This window comes from Flavobacterium sp., assembly GCF_035299005.1.
In the GTDB taxonomy this organism is placed as follows: Bacteria; Bacteroidota; Bacteroidia; order Flavobacteriales; family Flavobacteriaceae; genus Flavobacterium.
This window is the reverse complement of sequence record NZ_DATGXL010000012.1, coordinates 215,743-236,869: the sequence shown is the minus strand read 5'-3', so window position 1 is coordinate 236,869 and position 21,127 is coordinate 215,743. Positions and strand designations below refer to the sequence as shown.

At 31.1% G+C, this 21,127-nt stretch carries 14 protein-coding genes; 11 read left to right on the top strand and 3 right to left on the bottom strand.

Annotated features, from left to right (window positions below):
• Positions 1-76 precede the first annotated feature (76 nt).
• The 11 genes from VK164_RS06960 (at position 77) to VK164_RS06910 (ending at position 18,385) form a co-directional block, all read left to right on the top strand.
• Positions 77-3,832 carry a gliding motility-associated C-terminal domain-containing protein gene (locus VK164_RS06960; protein ID WP_324208662.1) on the top strand — a complete coding sequence of 1,252 codons (3,756 nt, stop codon included), beginning with the start codon at positions 77-79 and terminating at the stop codon, positions 3,830-3,832.
• A gap of 53 nt (positions 3,833-3,885) precedes the next feature.
• Positions 3,886-4,815, top strand: a complete 930-nt coding sequence (locus VK164_RS06955) for a type IX secretion system membrane protein PorP/SprF (RefSeq protein WP_324208661.1) — start codon at positions 3,886-3,888, stop codon at positions 4,813-4,815.
• A 12-nt stretch (positions 4,816-4,827) separates the two neighbouring features.
• On the top strand, positions 4,828-6,783 hold the full coding sequence (locus VK164_RS06950) for an OmpA family protein (RefSeq protein WP_324208660.1): 1,956 nt from the start codon (positions 4,828-4,830) through the stop codon (positions 6,781-6,783).
• Between the two features lie 129 nt (positions 6,784-6,912).
• Positions 6,913-8,880: a peptidylprolyl isomerase gene (locus VK164_RS06945; RefSeq protein ID WP_324208659.1), complete on the top strand. Its 1,968-nt coding sequence runs from the start codon at positions 6,913-6,915 to the stop codon at positions 8,878-8,880.
• Between the two features lie 10 nt (positions 8,881-8,890).
• Complete coding sequence (locus VK164_RS06940; RefSeq protein ID WP_414655544.1) at positions 8,891-9,733, top strand: hypothetical protein; 843 nt, start codon at positions 8,891-8,893, stop codon at positions 9,731-9,733.
• Complete coding sequence (locus tag VK164_RS06935; protein WP_324208657.1) at positions 9,717-11,069, top strand: peptidylprolyl isomerase; 1,353 nt, start codon at positions 9,717-9,719, stop codon at positions 11,067-11,069. Before VK164_RS06940 ends, VK164_RS06935 begins: the two co-directional genes overlap by 17 nt.
• An 88-nt stretch (positions 11,070-11,157) precedes the next feature.
• On the top strand, positions 11,158-12,111 hold the full coding sequence (locus tag VK164_RS06930; protein WP_324208656.1) for a MoxR family ATPase: 954 nt from the start codon (positions 11,158-11,160) through the stop codon (positions 12,109-12,111).
• A 43-nt stretch (positions 12,112-12,154) separates the two neighbouring features.
• Positions 12,155-13,261 carry an acyltransferase gene (locus VK164_RS06925; RefSeq protein ID WP_324208655.1) on the top strand — a complete coding sequence of 369 codons (1,107 nt, stop codon included), beginning with the start codon at positions 12,155-12,157 and terminating at the stop codon, positions 13,259-13,261.
• Positions 13,262-13,539: 278 nt separating this feature from the next.
• Positions 13,540-16,311, top strand: coding sequence for a bifunctional aconitate hydratase 2/2-methylisocitrate dehydratase (locus VK164_RS06920; protein WP_324208843.1), 2,772 nt, complete (start codon positions 13,540-13,542; stop codon positions 16,309-16,311).
• Positions 16,312-16,406: 95 nt separating this feature from the next.
• A complete protein-coding gene (locus VK164_RS06915; protein WP_324208654.1) occupies positions 16,407-17,810 on the top strand; it encodes an APC family permease in 1,404 nt (467 codons plus the stop codon).
• A 23-nt stretch (positions 17,811-17,833) separates the two neighbouring features.
• Entirely contained in the window at positions 17,834-18,385 is a 552-nt protein-coding gene (locus VK164_RS06910) for a TlpA family protein disulfide reductase (protein WP_324208653.1), read from the top strand.
• A gap of 88 nt (positions 18,386-18,473) precedes the next feature.
• Here the strand turns inward: VK164_RS06910 and VK164_RS06905 are convergent, their stop codons facing one another.
• From VK164_RS06905 to VK164_RS06895, 3 genes are all read right to left on the bottom strand, one after another.
• A complete protein-coding gene (locus tag VK164_RS06905; protein ID WP_324208652.1) occupies positions 18,474-18,914 on the bottom strand; it encodes a hypothetical protein in 441 nt (146 codons plus the stop codon).
• A 7-nt stretch (positions 18,915-18,921) separates the two neighbouring features.
• On the bottom strand, positions 18,922-19,428 hold the full coding sequence (locus tag VK164_RS06900; protein WP_324208651.1) for a hypothetical protein: 507 nt from the start codon (positions 19,426-19,428) through the stop codon (positions 18,922-18,924).
• A 217-nt stretch (positions 19,429-19,645) separates the two neighbouring features.
• Positions 19,646-21,103 (bottom strand): hypothetical protein, encoded by a 1,458-nt coding sequence (locus VK164_RS06895; protein WP_324208650.1) that lies wholly within the window; start codon positions 21,101-21,103, stop codon positions 19,646-19,648.
• Positions 21,104-21,127 lie beyond the last annotated feature (24 nt).

The window sequence follows — 21,127 nt, the reverse complement described above, 5'->3', positions numbered from 1 at the left end:
CTATTAAATATAGATTATGAACAATCCTTTACTAATTGATTTTTTAAACTTGAAAAAATCTTTAAAAAAACAGATAATGTCATTGATGATGTTATTTGTTTTATTGGCATCTGTTAATGTTTTTTCTCAAAATTTTGAGAATGTTACTATAACAGGTGTTATTTCTGGGAACAATTCAGCAAATGCATTATTTAGTGCTACTTCGGCAACAATTCCGACATTAGCTCGAGTTAGAGCCCAAGTTGTTGCTGGACCTGGCACAGGTGCATTTACGCAGAATTTGGATAATATAAGATATACTTCTAATCCTGCAGGTCCAGGAATTCCAGCAAATTTATCCAGAATTAGATTTACATTTTTGCAAGCAGATGGAATTACACCTGTTCCTATCAATGATTATAGATTTGTAATCAATGATATTGATGGACCAAATAATGAGTCATTAGCAACTAATTGTGGTGCTTCAGTTCGTTTTACAGCAACAGCTGATCCAACAAATTTGGTGATTAATAATACACCTCCTGACTTAAATGCAACTGGTAGTGTTAATGAGACTAATGGAGCGCCTAGTAGGGTAATGTATGAATTTAACGATATTACTCAAATAGAGTTCGATAATTATGCTGATAGTGGCTATTTGAAAGATTTTGATATGAATCAAAATAATTTTCCAATTGCTACACCATTATATGCGGTTTGTTTAAATGATACTGATGGAGATGGTGTTACAGATGATTTAGATTTAGATGATGATAATGATGGTATTTTAGATGTCACTGAAGCTGGGGGTAATGATCCAAATGGAGATCATGACGGTGATGGACTTCCAAATTTCTTAGATACTTCTGATAATACAGGTGCTTCTGCTACTTATATAGCTAATGCAGATGGTTCAGTTACAAATTATACGGATTTAGATAGTGATGGTTTGCCAGATATTTATGAATCAAGTTTAGATGGAGATGCAATTCCAAATCATTTAGACTTAGATTCTGATGATGATGGTTGTTCAGATGCAAATGAAAATTATAATTTATCAACTGCTGATGGTGGTGATGGTGGTGTATATGGAGTAGGATCCCCTGCTGTAAATCCAAACGGAACTGTTATTGCTGCTAGTTATACTGGATCATATATTAATGTTGTTTCTCCTGGCTTGGCGAGTACAATTAATACACAGCCAACTAATCAAACTACTGCTAATGGTGGTTTAGCAACATTCTCTGTTGCTGTTTCAGGTGGTTCTGGTGTAACTATATATCAATGGCAAGAAAGTACAGATGGCGGAATTACATGGAATAATGTTGTTAACGGAGGTATTTATAGTGGAGCTACTACGAATACTTTAACTTTAACCGCAGTAACTCTTGCAAATAATGGATATGATTACAGAATAATAATAACAGAATCAAATTTCGTATGTGCTAATGTTTTATCAACTTCTGCAGATTTAACGATAACTAATATTATTGATGCAGTAACAGAGACTACAGCTGCAGTAAATGGATTAACAGGAGGAACAACCGCAGCGTTAACAGGTAACGATACTTTAAATGGTTCGTTAGTAGTTGTAGGTACTAATCCAGGAGAGGTTACTGTAACTCCAGTTAGTGTACCAGCAGGCTTGACTTTGAATGCCGATGGTACAGTAACAGTTGCTGCGAATACACCAGCGGGTAACTATAATGTAGAATACACAATTTGTGAGGTAACGAATCCATTAAATTGTGATACAGTAATATCAGTAGTACCAGTTTCAGCACCAGTTATTGATGCAGTAACAGAGACTACAGCTGCAGTAAATGGATTAACAGGAGGCACAACCGCAGCATTAACAGGTAACGATACTTTAAATGGTTCGTTAGTAGTTGTAGGTACAAACCCAAGCGAGGTAACAGTAACAGGAGTAACGGTTCCAGCAGGCTTGACTTTGAATGCAGATGGTACAGTAACAGTTGCAGCAAACACTCCAGCGGGTAACTATAATGTAGAATATACAATTTGTGAGGTAACTAATCCATTAAATTGTGATACAGTAATATCAGTAGTACCAGTTTCAGCACCAGTTATTATAGCTAATGATGATGATTTTTCATCAATTAATATAACCACGACTAATGGAGGTAATACTACAACAGTTGCAGCAAATGATACTTTAAATGGTTCGTTAGTAGTTGTAGGAACAAATCCAGGTGAGGTAACAGTGACAGGAGTAACGGTTCCTGCAGGCTTGACCTTGAATGCAGATGGTACAATAACTGTTGCTCCAGGAACTCCATCAGGAACTTATTCTGTTGAGTATTCAATTTGTGAGATAACTAACCCTTTAAATTGTGATAATGCCTTTGTAACAGTTGTTGTTTTACCTGATAATGATGGAGACGGAATAGATGATGTTACTGATATTGATGATGATAATGATGGTATTACTGATGTTGAAGAACAAAATGGAAATGTTCTGTTAGATACGGATGGAGATGCAATAATTGATAGTTTTGATATAGATGCAGATGGGGATGGAGTGAATGATATTTTTGAAGCTGGTCATGGAGAATCAGATACTAATAATGACGGTATGGTTGATGGGGCAGTTGGAATTAATGGTATGCCAGATACAGCGGAAGGTGGTGTTGATGGAGCGGGTCCAGATTATATTCCTCAAGATACAGATGGAGATGGAATTCATGATTTCCAAGATGTAGACGACGATGGAGACTTAGTAGATACAGAGTTTGAGAATCCAGATCCAAACGGAGACGGAAACCCAGCTGATGCTCAAGATACAGATGGAGACGGTACACCAGACTACTTAGATGTAGATGATGATGGCGATGGTATTCCTACAGCTGATGAAAACCCAGATCCAAACGGAGATGGAGATCCATCAGATGCACAAGATACAGATGGTGATGGTACACCTGATTATTTAGATGCAGATGATGATAATGATGGAATTATTGCTTATAATGAAGGTTTAGCTACTGATACAGATGGTGATGGTTTGCCTAATTATTTAGATCAAGATTCAGATGGGGATGGAATTCCAGATAACGTTGAGGCTCAAACAACAGCTGGATATATAGTTCCTTCTGGAGTTGATGCTAATAATAATGGAATTGATGATGCTTATGATACAGGATTAACACCTATAGATACTGATGGAGATGGAACAAACGATATGTTTGATTTAGATTCTGATGGAGATGGAGTATATGATCAATACGAGACAGGTGTTGACTTAGCTGGAACAGATTCTGATAATGATGGTTTAGATGACAATGTTGATACAACAACTGGTTATGATGATCCAAATGGTGTGTTTGTTACACCAAGTGATGATCTTCAAGATACAGATGGTACAGAAGATGTTGATTATAGAGATATCGATGATGATGGTGATGGATTATTAACTGAAAATGAACATGGTGATGAAAATGGTGATGGTAATCCTGATGATGCATTTGATTCAGATGGAGATGGTACACCAGATTATTTAGAGTTTAATAATCATGCGCCTTCAACAGACGATTTAGAAATCTTTAACTTAGTTACTCCAAATGGAGATAGTGATAATGATGTATTTGTAATTAGAAATATTGAATTATTCCCAGATAACACGGTTGAGATTTATAACAGATGGGGAATCTTGGTTTATGAAGTTTCAAGCTATAATCCAGCTGAAGGACGTGCATTTGTAGGTATTTCAGAAGGAAGAGTCACAATTAGTCAAGCTTCAGAATTACCAGTTGGAACATACTTCTATGTAGTGAAATACAGAGACAGTGCAGGAAACAATAAAGAACGTTCAGGATATTTATATATTAATAGATAAAAAGCTTTAAGGGGAAGCAATTCCCCTTTTAGTAATTATAAAAAGTGAAAAAAATGAAAAAAAGATTTTTAATATTTATTGTAACACTTGTCGCTGCATCATCATATGCACAACAAGATTCACAATTCACAAATTATATGTATAACACTATTAATATCAACCCTGCTTATGCTGGTTCTCGTGGTGTTTTAAGTATTTTTGGATTGCATAGAAATCAATGGGTTGGATTAGATGGAGCTCCAGTAACTAATACATTCTCATTGAATACTCCAATCAATAACTCAAATTTTGGATTAGGCTTTTCAATAGTTAATGATAGAATTGGTCCTTCAGATGATAATTCAATCTCGGCAGATGTTTCTTATTCTGTTAAGACATCAGAAAAGTTTAAATTGTCGTTTGGTATTAAAGCTACAGCAAACCTTTTAAATGTAGATTTTACAAAATTGAATATTTATAATCCAGGAGATGCTTTAGCGCAATATAATGTTGATAATAAGTTTTCTCCAAATGTTGGTGCTGGAGTTTACTTTCATTCTGATAAGACATATTTTGGTTTATCGGTTCCTAATTTCTTAGAGACTAAGCATTTTGACAAAGACGAATCTGCCTTTTCTTCAGAATCAGTTGCTTCAGAGCGAATGCATTATTATTTAATTGCAGGTCATGTTTTTGATTTATCTGGGAATGTTAAATTAAAACCAGCAATTTTAACTAAAATGGTTCAAGGCGCACCATTACAAGTTGATTTATCGGCTAATTTCTTATTTAATGATAAGTTTACTTTAGGTGCAGCTTATCGTTGGGATGCAGCAGCAAGTTTATTAGCTGGTTTTCAAGTTTCAAATTCTTGGTTTATTGGTTATGGATATGATATGGAAGTTACTAAATTAGCAAACTACAATTCTGGTTCACATGAAATTTTCTTGCGCTATGAATTGTTTAAAAATTATGACAAAGTAGTTTCTCCAAGATTCTTCTAAAAAAGATACATTATGAAAATAAAAGTAATATTATTATTGTTTGTGTTGGGTATTTCTTCTGGATTTGCTCAAAAAGGTAAACTAGCTTCAGCAGATAAAAAATTTAATGATTTAGCTTATATTGATGCTATTGAAATCTATAAAAAGGTTGCTGAAAAAGGACATAAATCGGTTGATTTATTTCAAAAGTTAGGAAACTCATATTATTTTAATGCAAATTTATTAGAAGCTAATAAATGGTATGGAGAATTATTCGCGCTAGGTCAAGAAGTTGAGCCTGAATATTATTTCAGATATGCACAAACATTGAAATCGGTTGGAGATTATTCAAAAGCAAATGAATATTTAGCTAAATTTTCTCAAAAAACAGCTTCAGATAATCGTGCAAAGATTTTCGAAGAAAATAAAGATTATTTGTCAGAAATCAAGAAAAATTCGGGAAGACAAAAAATTGAAGATGCAGGAATCAATTCTGAATATTCTGACTATGGAGGTTCTTTCTACAAAGAAAATTTTGTATTCACTTCTGCAAGAGATACAGGTGGGGTTTCAAACATGAAACATAAATGGACTAATGCTTCTTTTTATAATTTATATAGTGCTACAGTTAGCTCAGAAGGATATTTAACTAATCCAGAGCCTTTAGCTAAAAAAGTAAATTCTAAATTTAATGAATCTTCTGCAGTGTTTACAAAAGATGGAAATACGATGTATTTTACACGTAATAATTACACTAACGGAAAACAAAGAACCGATGCTACAAAAACTACCTTGTTGAAATTGTACAAAGCTACTAAAGGAGATGGTGGAGAATGGACAAATGTAGAAGAATTACCATTTAATAGTAATGAGTATAGTTGTGCGCATCCAGCTTTAAGCCCAGATGATAAAACGTTATATTTTGCATCTAATATGCCTGGAACTGTTGGTCAATCAGATATTTTTAAAGTTGCAGTAAATACAGATGGTTCTTTTGGAACTCCAGAAAGTTTAGGTGGAGGTATTAACACTGAAGCACGTGAAACATTTCCTTTTGTAACAGATGAAAATGAGATATTTTTTGCTTCTGATGGACAGTTAGGTTTAGGAGGTTTAGACGTTTTTTCTGTAAAAATTTATGAAGACGGAACTATGTCAAAAGTATTCAATGTTGGTTCTCCAGTAAATAGTCCACAAGATGATTTTGCTTACCTTTTTGACTCAAAAACAAAATTCGGATTTTTCTCATCAAATAGAGAAGGGGGAAAAGGAAACGATGATATTTACAAATTTGTTGAACAAATTCCTTTACCATACAATTGTAAACAAGTAGTTTCTGGGGTTATTACAGATGAAGAGACGAAAGAAGTTTTAGCAAATGCAAAAGTAACTTTATTTGACGAAGATATGAAAGTAATTAGCGATATGATTGCTAATGAAAAAGGGGAATATAGATTTGAAGGATTAGAGTGCGAAAAAACATATTTTGTAAGAGCTGAAAGTAAAGATTATGAAACAGTTGAAACTTCTGTAGTAACTGGAAGCGCGCCAGGAGAGACTACTGCAAAATTACCAATCACAAAACGAGTAAAACAAGTTGGTGTTGGTTCAGATTTAGCGAAAGCATTTGATATTAAAATCATTTATTTTGATTTAGATAAATCAAATATCAGACCTGATGCAGCATTAGAGTTAGAAAAAATTCTGCAAGTAATGAAACAATATCCTACTATGAAAGTAGATGTTCGTTCACATACAGATTGTCGTCAAACAGCAAAATACAATCAAGTGCTATCTGATAGAAGAGCAAAATCAACTATTGCTTGGTTAGTTAAAAACGGTGTTGCTGCAGATAGATTAACAGGGAAAGGTTATGGGGAATCACAATTAGTAAATGATTGTGGTTGCGAACCAACAAATGAGTCTAAATGTTCTGAAGAAGAGCACCAAGCTAATAGAAGAAGTGAATTTATTATTACAGCAATGTAAGAGCGTTATAATTCAATTAAAAAAGCATCAAGAAATTGATGCTTTTTTTGTTAATAGTAGGTTATAAATGTTGTTAAATACTTATGAATTGCTATTTTTGTCCATTACAACAATAAATGTTTAATTAATATGAAAATGAATCGCCTGATTATTTTTGTTTTTTTACTGTCACAATCTTTTTTATTAGCGCAAAACAAAGAAGTTTTGTTTACAATTGACAACCATCCATATTATACAGATGAGTTTGTTAGAGTATATAATAAAAATCTTGATTTGGTTAAAGATGATTCTCAGAAAAATCTTGATAATTATTTGGAGTTATTTTTAGGATATAAACTGAAAGTTGAAAAAGCAAATAAAATAGGTTTGCAAAATAGTGTTAATTATCAAAATGAATTAAAATCATATAGAAATCAACTTTCTAAAAATTACGTAAACGATTCAAAAGTAACTAACGAATTAGTTCAAGAAGCTTATAATAGAGTCCAAAAAGAAGTAAGAGCTTCACATATTTTAGTATTAGTAGATGAAGGTGCCGCTCCAGAAGATACTCTTAAAGCATACAACAAAATTCTAGATATTAAAAAAAGGATTGACAACGGTGAAGATTTTATAAAAGTTGCCCAACAGTTTTCAGAGGATCCTTCTGTAAAAGAAAATAATGGAGATTTAGGTTATTTCTCTGCATTTAGAATGGTGTATCCATTTGAAAATGCGGCTTTCAAAACCAATATCGGACAAGTTTCAAAGCCTTTTAGAACGCGTTTTGGATATCATTTAGTTAAAGTGGTTGACAAAAGAGATAATAGAGGAGAAGTTACAGTTGCTCATATAATGATATTAAAACCTTCGACAGCAGATGCCCAATTAGAGGCTAAGGCTAAACAAACAATCGATGATATTTATCAAAAAATTCAACAAGGTGAAGGTTTTGAAAGTTTAGCAAGTCAATTTTCCGAAGACAAATCTTCTGCTCAAAAAGGAGGTCTTTTGCAGCGTTTTGGTTCTGGGCAATTAAGTTCTGAAGAATTTGAAAATGTTGCTTTTTCGCTTCAAAATAAGAATGATATTTCAAAACCATTTCAATCTCAATTTGGTTGGCATATAGTAAAACTAATAGATAAGCATCCAGTTCAAGCCCTAGCTGATATGAAATCTGAACTAGAGGATAAAGTAAGAAAAGACGAACGATCGTTATTAATCACAAATTCTTTGGCTAAAAAATTAAGAACGAAATACACTTATACAAAAGATCAAAAATTATTAAACCAAATAAAAACGTTGGTTACAGATGATTTTTATTCCCAAACTTGGGAAATTCCTCAAAACAAAAAAGAGATTAACGATTTACTTTTAACAATTAACAAAACCAAAAAAGTATATTCAATCATTTTTTTAAAATATATTCATACACAACAAAAATCAAATATTAAAACCAAACCTATTTCTAAATTAGTTGATGAGTTATTTGAAAAATTTATTGATGAACAGCTAATTGCATACTATAATGATAATTTAGAAAATGAATTCCCTGACTTCAAAAACGTAATGGACGAATATCGTGATGGATTGTTATTGTTTGATTTGATGGATAGAGAAATTTGGACAAGAGCTAAAACGGATACTACAGGAATTAAGGTGTTTTATAAAGAAAACTTGAGTAAATATCAATGGAAGAAAAGATATGGTGTAGATATATTCTCATCAACAGATAAAGCAATCATTGAAAAAGCACAAAATTTCTTAAAAAAAGTTAAATCTGTTGAATACATCAAGGAAAAATTGAATAAAGACGGTAAGATTCATATTATGGTAAAATCGGGTCTTTTTGAAGAAGATTATGATATTTTACCACAATATCAGAACTTGCCTAAAGGAGTTGCAACTATCGTTTCTAAAGATAAATATTACTTTGTAGTAAATGTTTTAGATGTAAAAGAAGCAGGTCCAAAAGACTTCAATGATTGTAAAGGAAAAGTAATCAGCGATTATCAACAGTATTTAGAAAATAATTGGGTTGATGAACTGAAAAAAGAGTTTGATATAAAAATTAATCAAGACATTTTTCAAACCGTAAAAAAACAGCTTCAGCAATAGTATGAAATTTTTGATACAACTATTTTTCTTTTCATTACTGGTTTCTTCGTGCGACTATTTTAGTGCACCAAAGGAACCAAAAGCGATTGCGCGTGTAGGAAAAAGTTATTTGTATCAAGAGGATATAGTAGATTTGGTACCAAAAGCAACTTCTAAAAAAGATAGTATAGCTATTGTAAAATCATTTATTGATAGATGGGCTACACAGAAATTACTTTTTGAAGCAGCTGAACGAAACTTAAGTAATGCAAAAGTTGAAGAGTTTAATGAGTTAATTGATCAATATAAAGTAGATTTATATACAAAAGCTTATGTAGAAGAATTAGTCATCAGGCAAATAGACACAGTTGTAACTGAATTGCAAATTGCAGATTATTATTCTAAAAATAAGCAATATTTCAAAAATGCTTCCGAATTGGTAAAAATGAGATACATCAATTTAGTTAAAGAAAATCCAAAATTTGCAAAAATTAAATCAAAGTTTAGTTCCTTTACCAAAAAAGATAAGAAAGAGCTTGAACAGTTAGCCGTTCAATTTAAAAGTTATGCTTTTAACGACTCTATTTGGGTTGATATTAATCAGGTATATGAAAAATTACCCTTCATTAATATAGAGAACAAACAAAAGTATATTTCAGGAGGGATTAATTTTCAATATCCTGATTCTACAACAGTTTGGCTTGTTAAAGTGAATAAAGTTTTACCAAAGGATAGCCCAACTCCGTTAGAGTTTTTAAAGCCAACAATAAAACAAATTATTATCAATAATAGAAAATTAGAATTAGTAAATACAATAGAAAAAGAGATTACCAATGACGCAATCAATGACAAAAAGTATGAAATTTATAAATAAAGAGTTCCTTTTAAGCCTATTTTTAGTAGCCACATCAATAACATTTGCTCAGAAGAAAGAAAAAGTTGACGGTGTTATTGCGGTAGTTGGCGATTATATTGTATTAGATTCTGATATTGATTTAGAATATATTCAATTAAAAGCTCAAGGAGTAGATACTAAAGATATTACACGTTGCGAACTTTTTGGAAAACAGTTAGAAGATAAATTATATGCTCACCAAGCAATTCAGGATAGTATTGTTGTAACAGACGCAGAGGTTAATAGCTACATGAATGAGCAATTAGATGCTATGATTGAACAAGTAGGCTCGTTAGATAAAGTAATTAAATTCTATAAAAAGAAATCTGAAGAAGACTTTAGAAGTTACTTTTTTGATATTATTAAAATGAACAAGTTAACATCTCAAATGCAAAAAAAGATTGTTGACGAAGTTACCATAACACCAGAGGAAGTTAGAAATTTCTTTAAAGCAATTCCTGCTGATGAAATTCCTACTTTTGGTGCTGAAATGGAAGTAGCTCAAATAGTAGTAAAACCTGTAATCACAGAAGAAGAAAAGAAAAGAGTTATCGATAAATTGAATGAAATTCGTCAAGATGTCATAACAGGTTCTAGTTTCTTCAGTAAGGCAGTTTTGTTTTCAGAAGATCCGGGCTCAAGCTCAAATGGAGGGTTTTATAAAATGAACAGAAAAACAGCTTTTGTGAAAGAGTTTAAAGATGTTGCATTTAGTTTAGCTGAAGGTGAAATTTCTGCTCCTTTTGAGACAGAGTTTGGTTATCATATTATTATGGTAGAAAAAATTAAAGGACAAGAGGTGGAATTGCGTCATATTTTAATTTCACCAAAAGTTTCTTCACAAGCAATTAAAGATGCTAAAGCTAAAATTGAAACTATTAGAACAAAAATTATTAATAAAGAAATTACGTTTGCAGATGCTGCAAAATCTTCCTCGGATGAAAAAGAAACACGTAATAATGGAGGTGTTTTATTAAATCCAAGAACAATGGAACCACGTTTTGAATTAACAAAAATGGATCCTACATTGTATGCACAAGTTTCTGAATTAAAAGATGGAGAAGTTTCTTTACCAATTTTAGAAGAAGAGCGTGGTGGTGGTAAATTTTATAAAATAGTTACTGTAAATAATAGATTTGAAGAGCACCAAGCAGATTTTTCTAAAGATTATATTAAAATTAAAGAATTAGCACTTCGCGATAAACAAATCAAAGAAATTGCAAAGTGGACTGAAGAAAAAATTAAAGAAACATATATCAAAATTAACGACGAGTATAAAGATTGTGAATTCACAAATAACTGGTTGAAAAAATAAATTAACTGACCCTTTGAATTTTCAGAGGGTTTTTTATTATTTTAGACGTTTCATAATTAAATTCAATTTTCTAAATTCTAAAATCAATATGTCAGACGTAGTAGCCATTCAAGAATTAGTTCAAAAACAAAAAGCATTAAAACAAGAAATTGCTAAAGTAATTGTGGGTCAAGATGAAGTTGTTCATCAAATTATTTTGAGTATATTTTCTGGAGGACATGCTTTATTGGTAGGTGTTCCTGGATTAGCCAAAACATTAATGGTGAATACAATTTCTCAAGCTTTAGGGTTAGATTTTAAACGAATTCAATTTACCCCAGATTTAATGCCTTCAGATATTTTAGGAAGTGAAATTTTAGATGAAAGCCGTCATTTTAAGTTTATTAAAGGGCCAATATTCTCAAATATTATCTTGGCTGACGAAATTAATAGAACGCCACCAAAAACACAAGCAGCTTTATTAGAAGCCATGCAAGAACGTGCAGTAACAGTTGCGGGTCATCATTATAAGTTAGATTTACCTTATTTTGTTTTGGCAACTCAAAATCCAATTGAACAAGAAGGAACTTATCCGTTGCCGGAAGCTCAATTAGACCGTTTTATGTTTGCAATTAAGCTAGATTATCCAAGTTTTCAAGAAGAAGTTGATGTGGTAAAAGCAACCACCTCTAATTTAAAACCTGTTGTTAATCCGTTGTTTTCAGCACATGAGATTATTGATTTTCAAAATGTAATTCGTAAAATTCCTGTAGCAGATAATGTTATAGAATATGCAGTTTCATTGGTAAGTAAAACGCGTCCAGATAATTCATTGTCAAATGAATATGTAAAAACTTATATCGATTGGGGTGCAGGTCCAAGGGCTTCTCAGAATTTAATTTTAGCCGCTAAAACCAATGCTGCTTTTAATGGAAAGTTTTCTCCAGATATAGAAGATGTTCAGGCAGTTGCAACTGGAATTCTGCGTCATAGAATTGTAAAGAATTACAAAGCTGATGCTGAGGGAATTTCGGAAGAAGATATTATTAAAAAGCTGTTTTAAACAGCTTTTTTTATTACTTTTATAGATCAATTCAAACTATTTGATGATAAATTCACAAAACAGAATTTTTGGTTTAGATGTGTTTAGAGCTACTGCTATTTTGATGGTTGTGAGTTCGCATGTACTTTGGATTTATCCAAAAAGCAATAATTTTATCATCAAATTACTGGAACTTTTCGGATTTTGGGGAGTAGAACTTTTTTTTGTTTTGAGTGGTTTTCTTATAGGTTCTATTTTATATCAATCCTATGTTTCAGATTCGTTTACATTGCAATCTGTTTTTCTTTTTTTAAAGCGGAGGTGGTTTCGAACATTGCCAAACTATTATTTGGTTTTAATTGCTAATATTTTTATTGCATTTTTTATTGGTTATCAGTTAGAAAATATGGGTCTGTATTTTATTTTCATGCAGAATTTTATAAGTAAATCACCATTTTTTTTTCCTGAATCATGGAGTTTGTCTGTTGAAGAATTTGCTTATCTTTTATTGCCTTTTGCTTTGTTTTTTGGAACTTTTGGGTTTGTTAAAAATAACGCAAAACGGTTTTTAATTATAGTTTTTCTGCTATTGATTGCTTTCTTTTTTGCTAAAGTTGTTTTTAATGCTACACAAACGGTTTCGAATTTAACCGATTGGAATTCAAATTTAAAATCAGTTGTAATTTATAGAATTGATGCTATTTTGCTTGGTGTTATAGTTGCTTGGATTCGTTTTAATTTTGAAGCTTTTTGGAAAAAATATAAAGGACTTTTTGTTTTTTTTGGAATTGGAATATTTTTCTTTTTGCTTTTCGGAATTACATCTTCAAATTTGAGGATTGAACAAAGCCCTTTTTTTTGGAATGTAATATATTTACCACTTACTTCTTTAGGCTTTGCTTTCTTTTTTCCATTTTTTTCAGAATGGAAATTATCAAATTCTTTTCTAAAAAATCCAATTGAGTTTGTTAGTAAAATTTCCTACTCAATATATTTAATTCATTATAGTATAATTTTGCAATTGATGAAATACTTTGTAGATACTACATTGATGACTTCATTTCAAAGGCATTTTTTTACAATTTCTTATTTAATAATTACATTTTTAATGGCTTACATTTTAAATCGTTTTTACGAAAAACCAATGATGAATCTAAGAGATAGAATTTAAAATTTTGTATTTGAATTATTAGTATATTAAAATTGAATACGCTTTTTTGCTAATTTAGCAATAGTTTGTTTTTAAATTACGAATTATTCAAAAAAAATGTCTTTTAAAGTTATTTGTTGAAATATTGGTAACAAAATAGAATCTTTTTAAATAATAATTCTTTTAATCACTCGATTTATTAAAAATTTTTAAATCTCATTAAGATTTCTTAAATTTGTGGCTATTGAAAAACTAACAAACAAATTAAACATATTTATATTATGTCATTAGATATTGAAATGAAACTTTATAACGAGTACATTAAAGAAATCGAAGAGCGTAAAGGTCAAGGTCTTCATCCTAAGCCAATTGATAATGCTGAATTATTAAGTGAAATCATTGCGCAAATCAAAGATGTTAACAACGTGAATAGAGAAGATTCTTTAAAATTCTTTATTTATAATACGTTGCCTGGAACTACGAGTGCAGCTGTTGTAAAAGCAAAATTTTTAAAAGAAATAATTTTAGGACAAGCTGTAGTAAATGAAATTTCACCTGCTTTTGCTTTAGAACTATTGTCGCACATGAAAGGCGGTCCATCAATTGGGGTGCTATTAGATTTAGCTTTAGGAAATGATATTACTATTGCAAAAGAAGCAGCTGATGTATTAAAAACACAAGTTTATTTATATGAGGCTGATACTGATCGATTAAAAGAAGCTTATCAAAACGGTAATGCAATTGCAAAAGATATTTTAGAGAGTTATGCAAAAGCTGAGTTTTTTACAAAACTACCTGAAGTTGCTGAAGAAATAAAAGTAGTTACATTCATTGCTGGAGAAGGAGATATTTCTACAGATTTGCTTTCACCAGGAAATCAAGCGCATTCTCGTTCTGACCGTGAATTACATGGTAAATGTATGATTACACCTCAAGCTCAAGAGGAAATAAAAGCACTTCAGGCACAACATCCTGATAAAAGTGTAATGTTAATTGCGGAAAAAGGGACAATGGGTGTTGGTTCTTCTAGAATGTCAGGAGTAAACAATGTAGCGCTTTGGACAGGAAAACAAGCAAGTCCTTATATTCCTTTTGTAAATTTTGCACCAATTGTTGGTGGAACTAATGGTATATCTCCAATTTTCCTTACTACAGTTGACGTTACAGGTGGTATTGGAATAGATTTGAAAAACTGGGTTAAAAAAACAGATTCAAATGGAGAAATTGTTCGTGATGCAAATGGTGAGCCAGTTTTAGAGCAAGTTTATTCGGTTGCAACAGGAACTGTTTTGACTATTAATACAAAAACTAAAAAGTTATACAATGGTGAAAAAGAATTGATTGATATTTCAAAAGCTTTTACACCACAAAAAATGGAATTCATCAAAGCTGGTGGTTCATATGCAATTGTTTTTGGTAAAAAAATTCAAACTTTTGCAGCAAAAACATTAGGAATTGATACACCACTTGTTTTTGCTCCATCAAAAGAAATTAGCCATGAAGGACAAGGTTTAACTGCTGTTGAAAAAATTTTTAATAGAAATGCTGTTGGAACAACTCCTGGAAAAGTTTTACATGCTGGTTCTGATGTGCGTGTTACAGTAAATATTGTTGGTTCTCAAGATACAACAGGTTTAATGACTGCACAAGAATTAGAATCAATGGCTGCAACTGTTATTTCTCCTATTGTTGATGGTGCTTATCAATCGGGATGTCATACTGCTTCGGTTTGGGATAAAAAAGCACAAGCCAATATTCCAAAATTGATGCAGTTTATGAATGATTTTGGTTTAATTACAGCTCGTGATCCTAAAGGAGTATATCATGCAATGACAGATGTTATCCATAAAGTACTAAACGATATCACTGTAGATGATAGAGCTATTATCATTGGTGGTGATTCACATACTAGAATGTCTAAAGGTGTTGCGTTTGGAGCAGATTCAGGAACAGTAGCTTTGGCTCTTGCTACAGGTGAAGCTTCAATGCCAATTCCAGATTCTGTAAAGGTAACTTTTAAAGGAGAAATGAAAAGCTACATGGATTTCCGTGATGTTGTTCATGCTACTCAAGCTCAAATGTTACAAAAGTTTGGGGGTGAAAATGTTTTCCAAGGTAGAATTATCGAAGTGCATATTGGTACATTAACAGCAGACCAAGCATTTACTTTTACTGACTGGACGGCTGAAATGAAAGCAAAAGCATCTATCTGTATTTCGGAAGATGAAACTTTAATAGAATCATTAGAAATTGCTAAATCTAGAATCCAAATCATGATTGATAAAGGAATGGATAATGGCAAAAAAGTATTACAAGGGTTGATTGATAAGGCAAATAAACGAATTGCTGAAATTCGTTCAGGTGAGCAACCAGCACTTAAACCAGATGCAAATGCTAAATATTATGCAGAAGTTGAAGTTGATTTGGATTTGATTAGCGAACCAATGATTGCAGATCCTGATGTAAATAATAAAGATGTATCTAAACGTTATACTCACGATACTATTCGTCCGCTTTCTTTTTATGGTGGCGATAAAAAAGTAGATTTAGGATTCATCGGTTCATGTATGGTGCACAAAGGTGATATGAAAATCTTAGCCCAAATGCTTAAGAATATTGAAAAGCAAAATGGTAAAGTTGAATTTAAAGCGCCACTAGTTGTTGCTCCTCCAACCTATAATATTGTAGATGAATTAAAAGCAGAGGGAGATTGGGAAGTGTTACAAAAATATTCTGGCTTTGAATTTGATGATAATAATCCAAAAGCAGTAGCACGTACAGAATATGAAAATATGTTGTATTTAGAACGTCCTGGTTGTAATCTATGTATGGGTAACCAAGAAAAAGCTTCTAAGGGTGATACGGTTATGGCTACTTCAACTCGTTTGTTCCAAGGAAGGGTTGTTGAGGATTCAGCAGAGAAGAAAGGAGAGTCTCTTTTATCTTCTACTCCTGTTGTAGTTTTGTCAACAATTTTAGGCAGAACGCCTTCAATCGAAGAATATATTAAAGCTGTGGAAGGTATTAATTTGACAAAATTTGCACCATCTCACAAGTTATTGGTAGGATAACATTCAAACCTATAGTTAAACTAAACTCCCGCATTTGTGGGAGTTTTTTTGTTTGATTTCTTTTTTTATCTTTATCAAAACTATATAAACTAACTATGGAGGAAAACGAAAAAGAATTTAAGAAAGAATTAGGCTTGTTAGACGGAACTATGCTTGTAGTTGGTTCCATGATTGGTTCAGGAATATTTATTGTAAGTGCCGATATTGTTAGACAAGTTAGCTCTGCTGGTTGGTTAATTGCTATTTGGTTATTAACAAGTGTGATTACAATCATTGCTGCGGTTAGTTACGGTGAATTAAGCGCAATGTTCCCAAAGGCTGGAGGACAATATGTTTATTTAAAAGAAGCTTATAGTAAATTAATAGCTTTTCTATATGGCTGGAGCTTTTTTGCAGTAATTCAAACAGGTACTATTGCAGCGGTAGGTGTTGCATTTTCCAAGTTTGCAGCCTATTTATATCCGCCTTTGAGTGATGAGAATATTTTGTTTGAAGCAAGTTTTTTTAAATTAAATGCTGCTCAAGTAGTTTCTATCATTACGATTATTTTTCTAACATATTTGAATAGCAGAGGTGTAAAAGATAGTAAGTTATTGCAAACTATTTTGACTATTATAAAAATTTTATCTTTAATAGGGTTAATCGTTTTTGGATTTATTTATGGTGCTAAAGCTGAAATTTGGAATGCCAATTGGGAAAATGCATTTGTGCTACAATCTTTTGACAAAGATACTGGTTTGTGGTCTTCAATAGCCGGTACTACAATAATTTCTGCAATTTCTGCTGCTATGGTGGGTTCTGTGTTTTCAAGCGATGCATGGAATGGAGTTACCTTTATAGCAGGTGAAATTAAAAATCCACAACGTAATGTTGGCTTAAGTCTTTTCTTAGGCACATTCATTGTTTCATTAATTTATGTATTGGCTAATGTTATGTATCTTGCGGTAGTTCCGCTTCAAGATATTGCAACTGCACCTTCTGATAGAGTTGCTGTTGTGGCTTCTCAAAATATTTTTGGATCTGTTGGAACAATTATTATTGCAATAATGATAATGATTTCTACATTTGCCTGCAATAATGGATTAATAATGGCAGGAGCTCGCGTTTACTATACGATGGCGAAAGATGGTTTGTTTTTTAAAAAAGCAGCCAATTTGAACTATGCAAGTGTGCCTTCTTGGGCATTATGGGTACAATGTTTTTGGGCTTCAGCATTGTGTTTGACTGGAAAATATGGTGATTTGTTAGATTTTGTTGTTATTATTGTTTTGATTTTTTACATCCTAACCATTTATGGTATTTTTATTCTTCGTAAGAATAGGCCTAATGCAGATCGCCCTTATAAAGCTTTTGGTTATCCTTTTTTGCCAATGTTATACATAATTATTGCGTTAGCTTTGAGTGTTGCGTTATTGTTTACTAAGTTTGCAACTTGTGGTTGGGGTGTTTTGATAATGCTAACAGGTATTCCAATTTACTATTTGACACAGCGTAAATAAATATATTTAATAACAAATTGAAAATGAATAAGAAAATATTAAAATTTGGTTTTTTTGGAATAATAGTTTTTTTAGGTTTACTTTTCTATGGAAAATCAGCATATGAAAAAATTGTAGCAAATTCATATGATAAACCAAGTTTTGTTCCATATGCAGAACAAAATGTATTTACTTCATACACGTGGCCTTTGTATACAGTTGATGGTGATGAATTATATTTTAAAAAATATAAAGGTAAAGTATTAATGTTAGTTTTTGTTTCAACAAAATCAAAAGAAAGTCTATATCAACTTCATTCATTAAAGAAGATTTATGAGGATTATAATACTAAAATGAATTTTATTTTTGTTTCAAATGATAATCATAAAATGATAAGTGATTATTTCTCTGATAATAATTTTTATTTTCCGCTGTATTTTTATTTAAGAACACCTCCTAAATATTTTTCAGATGCAATTATTCCACAAACTTATGTTATTAGTAGCAAGGGGAGGATTGCTGTTGATTTTTCTGGACCGGCAAATTGGGAAGACAAAGAATTTAGAGAATTATTAGATGGCTTGTTGAAAAAATAGAATAAAAAACCGTTTTATGTTTAACATAAAGCGGTTTTTATTTAAAATTCCAATTTAGTTTGAAGACATACAGGTAAAACTATATTATTTACATCTTAATATTTGGAATATTTTTTAAAAAAGCGCGTTTAATCTTAATTTTTCTTTTTATTTCTGCCTTATCTATGATATAGATTATAACTTTTTTTTCAAACAAAGTAGTTAATGTCTTACCATATCCATCTTTTTGAATATTTTCAAGTTTTATAGTTTTTAATTTTATTTTTTCAAAAAAAGATTTTTTCTTGTAGAAAATTTCTTTACTGTTTTTTTGTAAAAGGACTTCTAAAATTAAAGTGTTATTGTCAGGAAAAATATAACTATAAATTTCATTAAATTTATTTTTAGAAACTTTTAAATGTAAATCATCAAAACTTTCTTTCTCATCAAAAATAATATAAACAGTATCATTGACTTTTATATTATCTATAGTCTGAGAAAACAGATTAAAAGAAATAAATAATACAAATATTGTTAAATGTTTTTTCATAGCTATTTTAAGGATTAAAAATAAAATTAAATGCACTCATATATCTAATATAATAATAGTCATTTAAAGTTTGAAAGGGGAAGTTAAAAGGAAAAGCGCTACAATTTTGTAATCCAGTAAATGAAAAATAATAAAAAAATGTAATCCAATTCCATTGTACTTGTACATCGGAAATTTCATTTGACGGTGGGTTTGTTGTTAATGGTTCATATATTATTGAACCTCCATTTGTTGGATATTCTGCCTCTGTCGCTTCTTGTGGAGTTACAAGAGAGTCTTTAATGTCTGTTAATATTTCAGTTATGGTTGGTATCATATAGTCGACAAAAAAACTATGTTGCGTTTGATTACCTGAAAAACCATTATAATAAGTGTTTATACAATTTGCAATATCCATATTGTTAATATTTGCGATACTCATTCCAATTGTAGGACTTCTGAATTTTACATTTAGATAGGCGTGTATACTCTCGTGAATAATTACTAATGCAATGTCTACTTTAGATTTTTCCATTTGCTGAAAAACTCTTGTAATAATATTGCGGCTTTCTTTGTTTTGAAAGCCGCTATAGCTACAAACTGTTGTTGTAGGTTGTATTATTTGAATTTTTTATATATCTTCAATAGAAAGAAAATAATAAAAATTAATAATGCTATACTCACTATCAATAAAATAATTTGAATAATAGAAGTATAATATAAACTAATAGGTATAATCAATGCTTTCATAATTAATCGTTTATCTCGTATGCGGTTATTAAATGTCCTGTATTTTTATCGATTACAACTCTAAAATGAACTTCATCTTCAAAAGTAATATTTGCTTCAAATGGTACAGTAATTTTAATACCAGTAGTTGCTAAACCGTAAACATCAACATTTACATAGCTACCTACAATATCAACATTATAGTCAGTTTGCTCATAAGATAATAAAATTGATAGACCAGTTTTTACTGAAGAAACATTAACAACTTCATAAGTTGGTAGCATATTTTGTTTTACTTTTATAGTAATCCCAAATGTTCCGTATGAAAGTTTAGCTGTCGCAATTCTTTGATTTTGAGCATCAATTTCAAAATCAGTTTCTTCAAGTGTAGCAAGGTTTGTTTCTAAATGATTTTCAAAGTCCTGAATGGTATTAAAAACTAAAGAATTTGAAGAATCAATTGAATCATCAAATTGAAATGTAGCATTATTTTCAATTGCCAAATCTATCAACTCATTTACAAACTGATTGCTTTGAGCGTTAAAATTATTTTGTGATAGATAACCTTCAATAGATTCTACAGCATTTCTATTTCTTGGGTTATTCCACCAATTCAATTGATCAGAAGTTAAATTTGATAAAAATTCTTCTAATTCTAAAGAAATATCAGGGCAATTTGAACAGCCAACGTAAGTTGTATTTACACTACCATTGCCTAAGTTACCGCTACCACTATATCCAGAATTTGATCCTGTAGAGCCAGTTGTGTTTCCTGTAGAACCAGAAGAACTATCACTTCCGCCACCTCCAGAAAGGCATGCCATGTCAAGTGTTATTACTTGGTAATCGATTTCGTACCAATTTCTTACACAATCATTACCTGAATTACCATTATTTACAATGTCATTGCCATTTGCATCTTCACACATACCGACTGTAAATGTATTTGTAATTACACAATCACCAGAAACTGCAAACTTAGAAGTGCTTTCGATTTCAGAAATACTTGTAGGTTGAATATTTTCAATAGTTCCGCCGCTTGCTAAAATATCTAATTCTTGTTGAGTTAACTCATATTCAGCAATATAAGCTTCAAAAGAGCCATCATTTTTAGAAACTAAAATTAGGTTTTCTTTTTTAGTTGAATCGGTGTAATCAACAATATTAAAGGTTATGGATTGTTCTGTAGTACTTGTTACTTGAACAATATTTGTAGTGTCTATTAAAACTCCAAAATCTTCATTATAAACGGCACGTTGCGCTATTGAATTCGGCAATTTTTTAGTAATAACACTCTTGATTTTTTCAACAGCTTTTTTATTAGACTTTAGTTCATTAAAACTAATTTTACTAATACTTAAGTTTTGAGGATGTTGCGATTGATAAATAGCATCATCATAAATTTCTTTTTCACAACTACTCATCAAAAGTAGAAAACCAATGCTAAGAAAAGAAAGGAGGAATTTAATTTGTTGTCTCATAAAAATGTTTTTTTAGAGTTAATG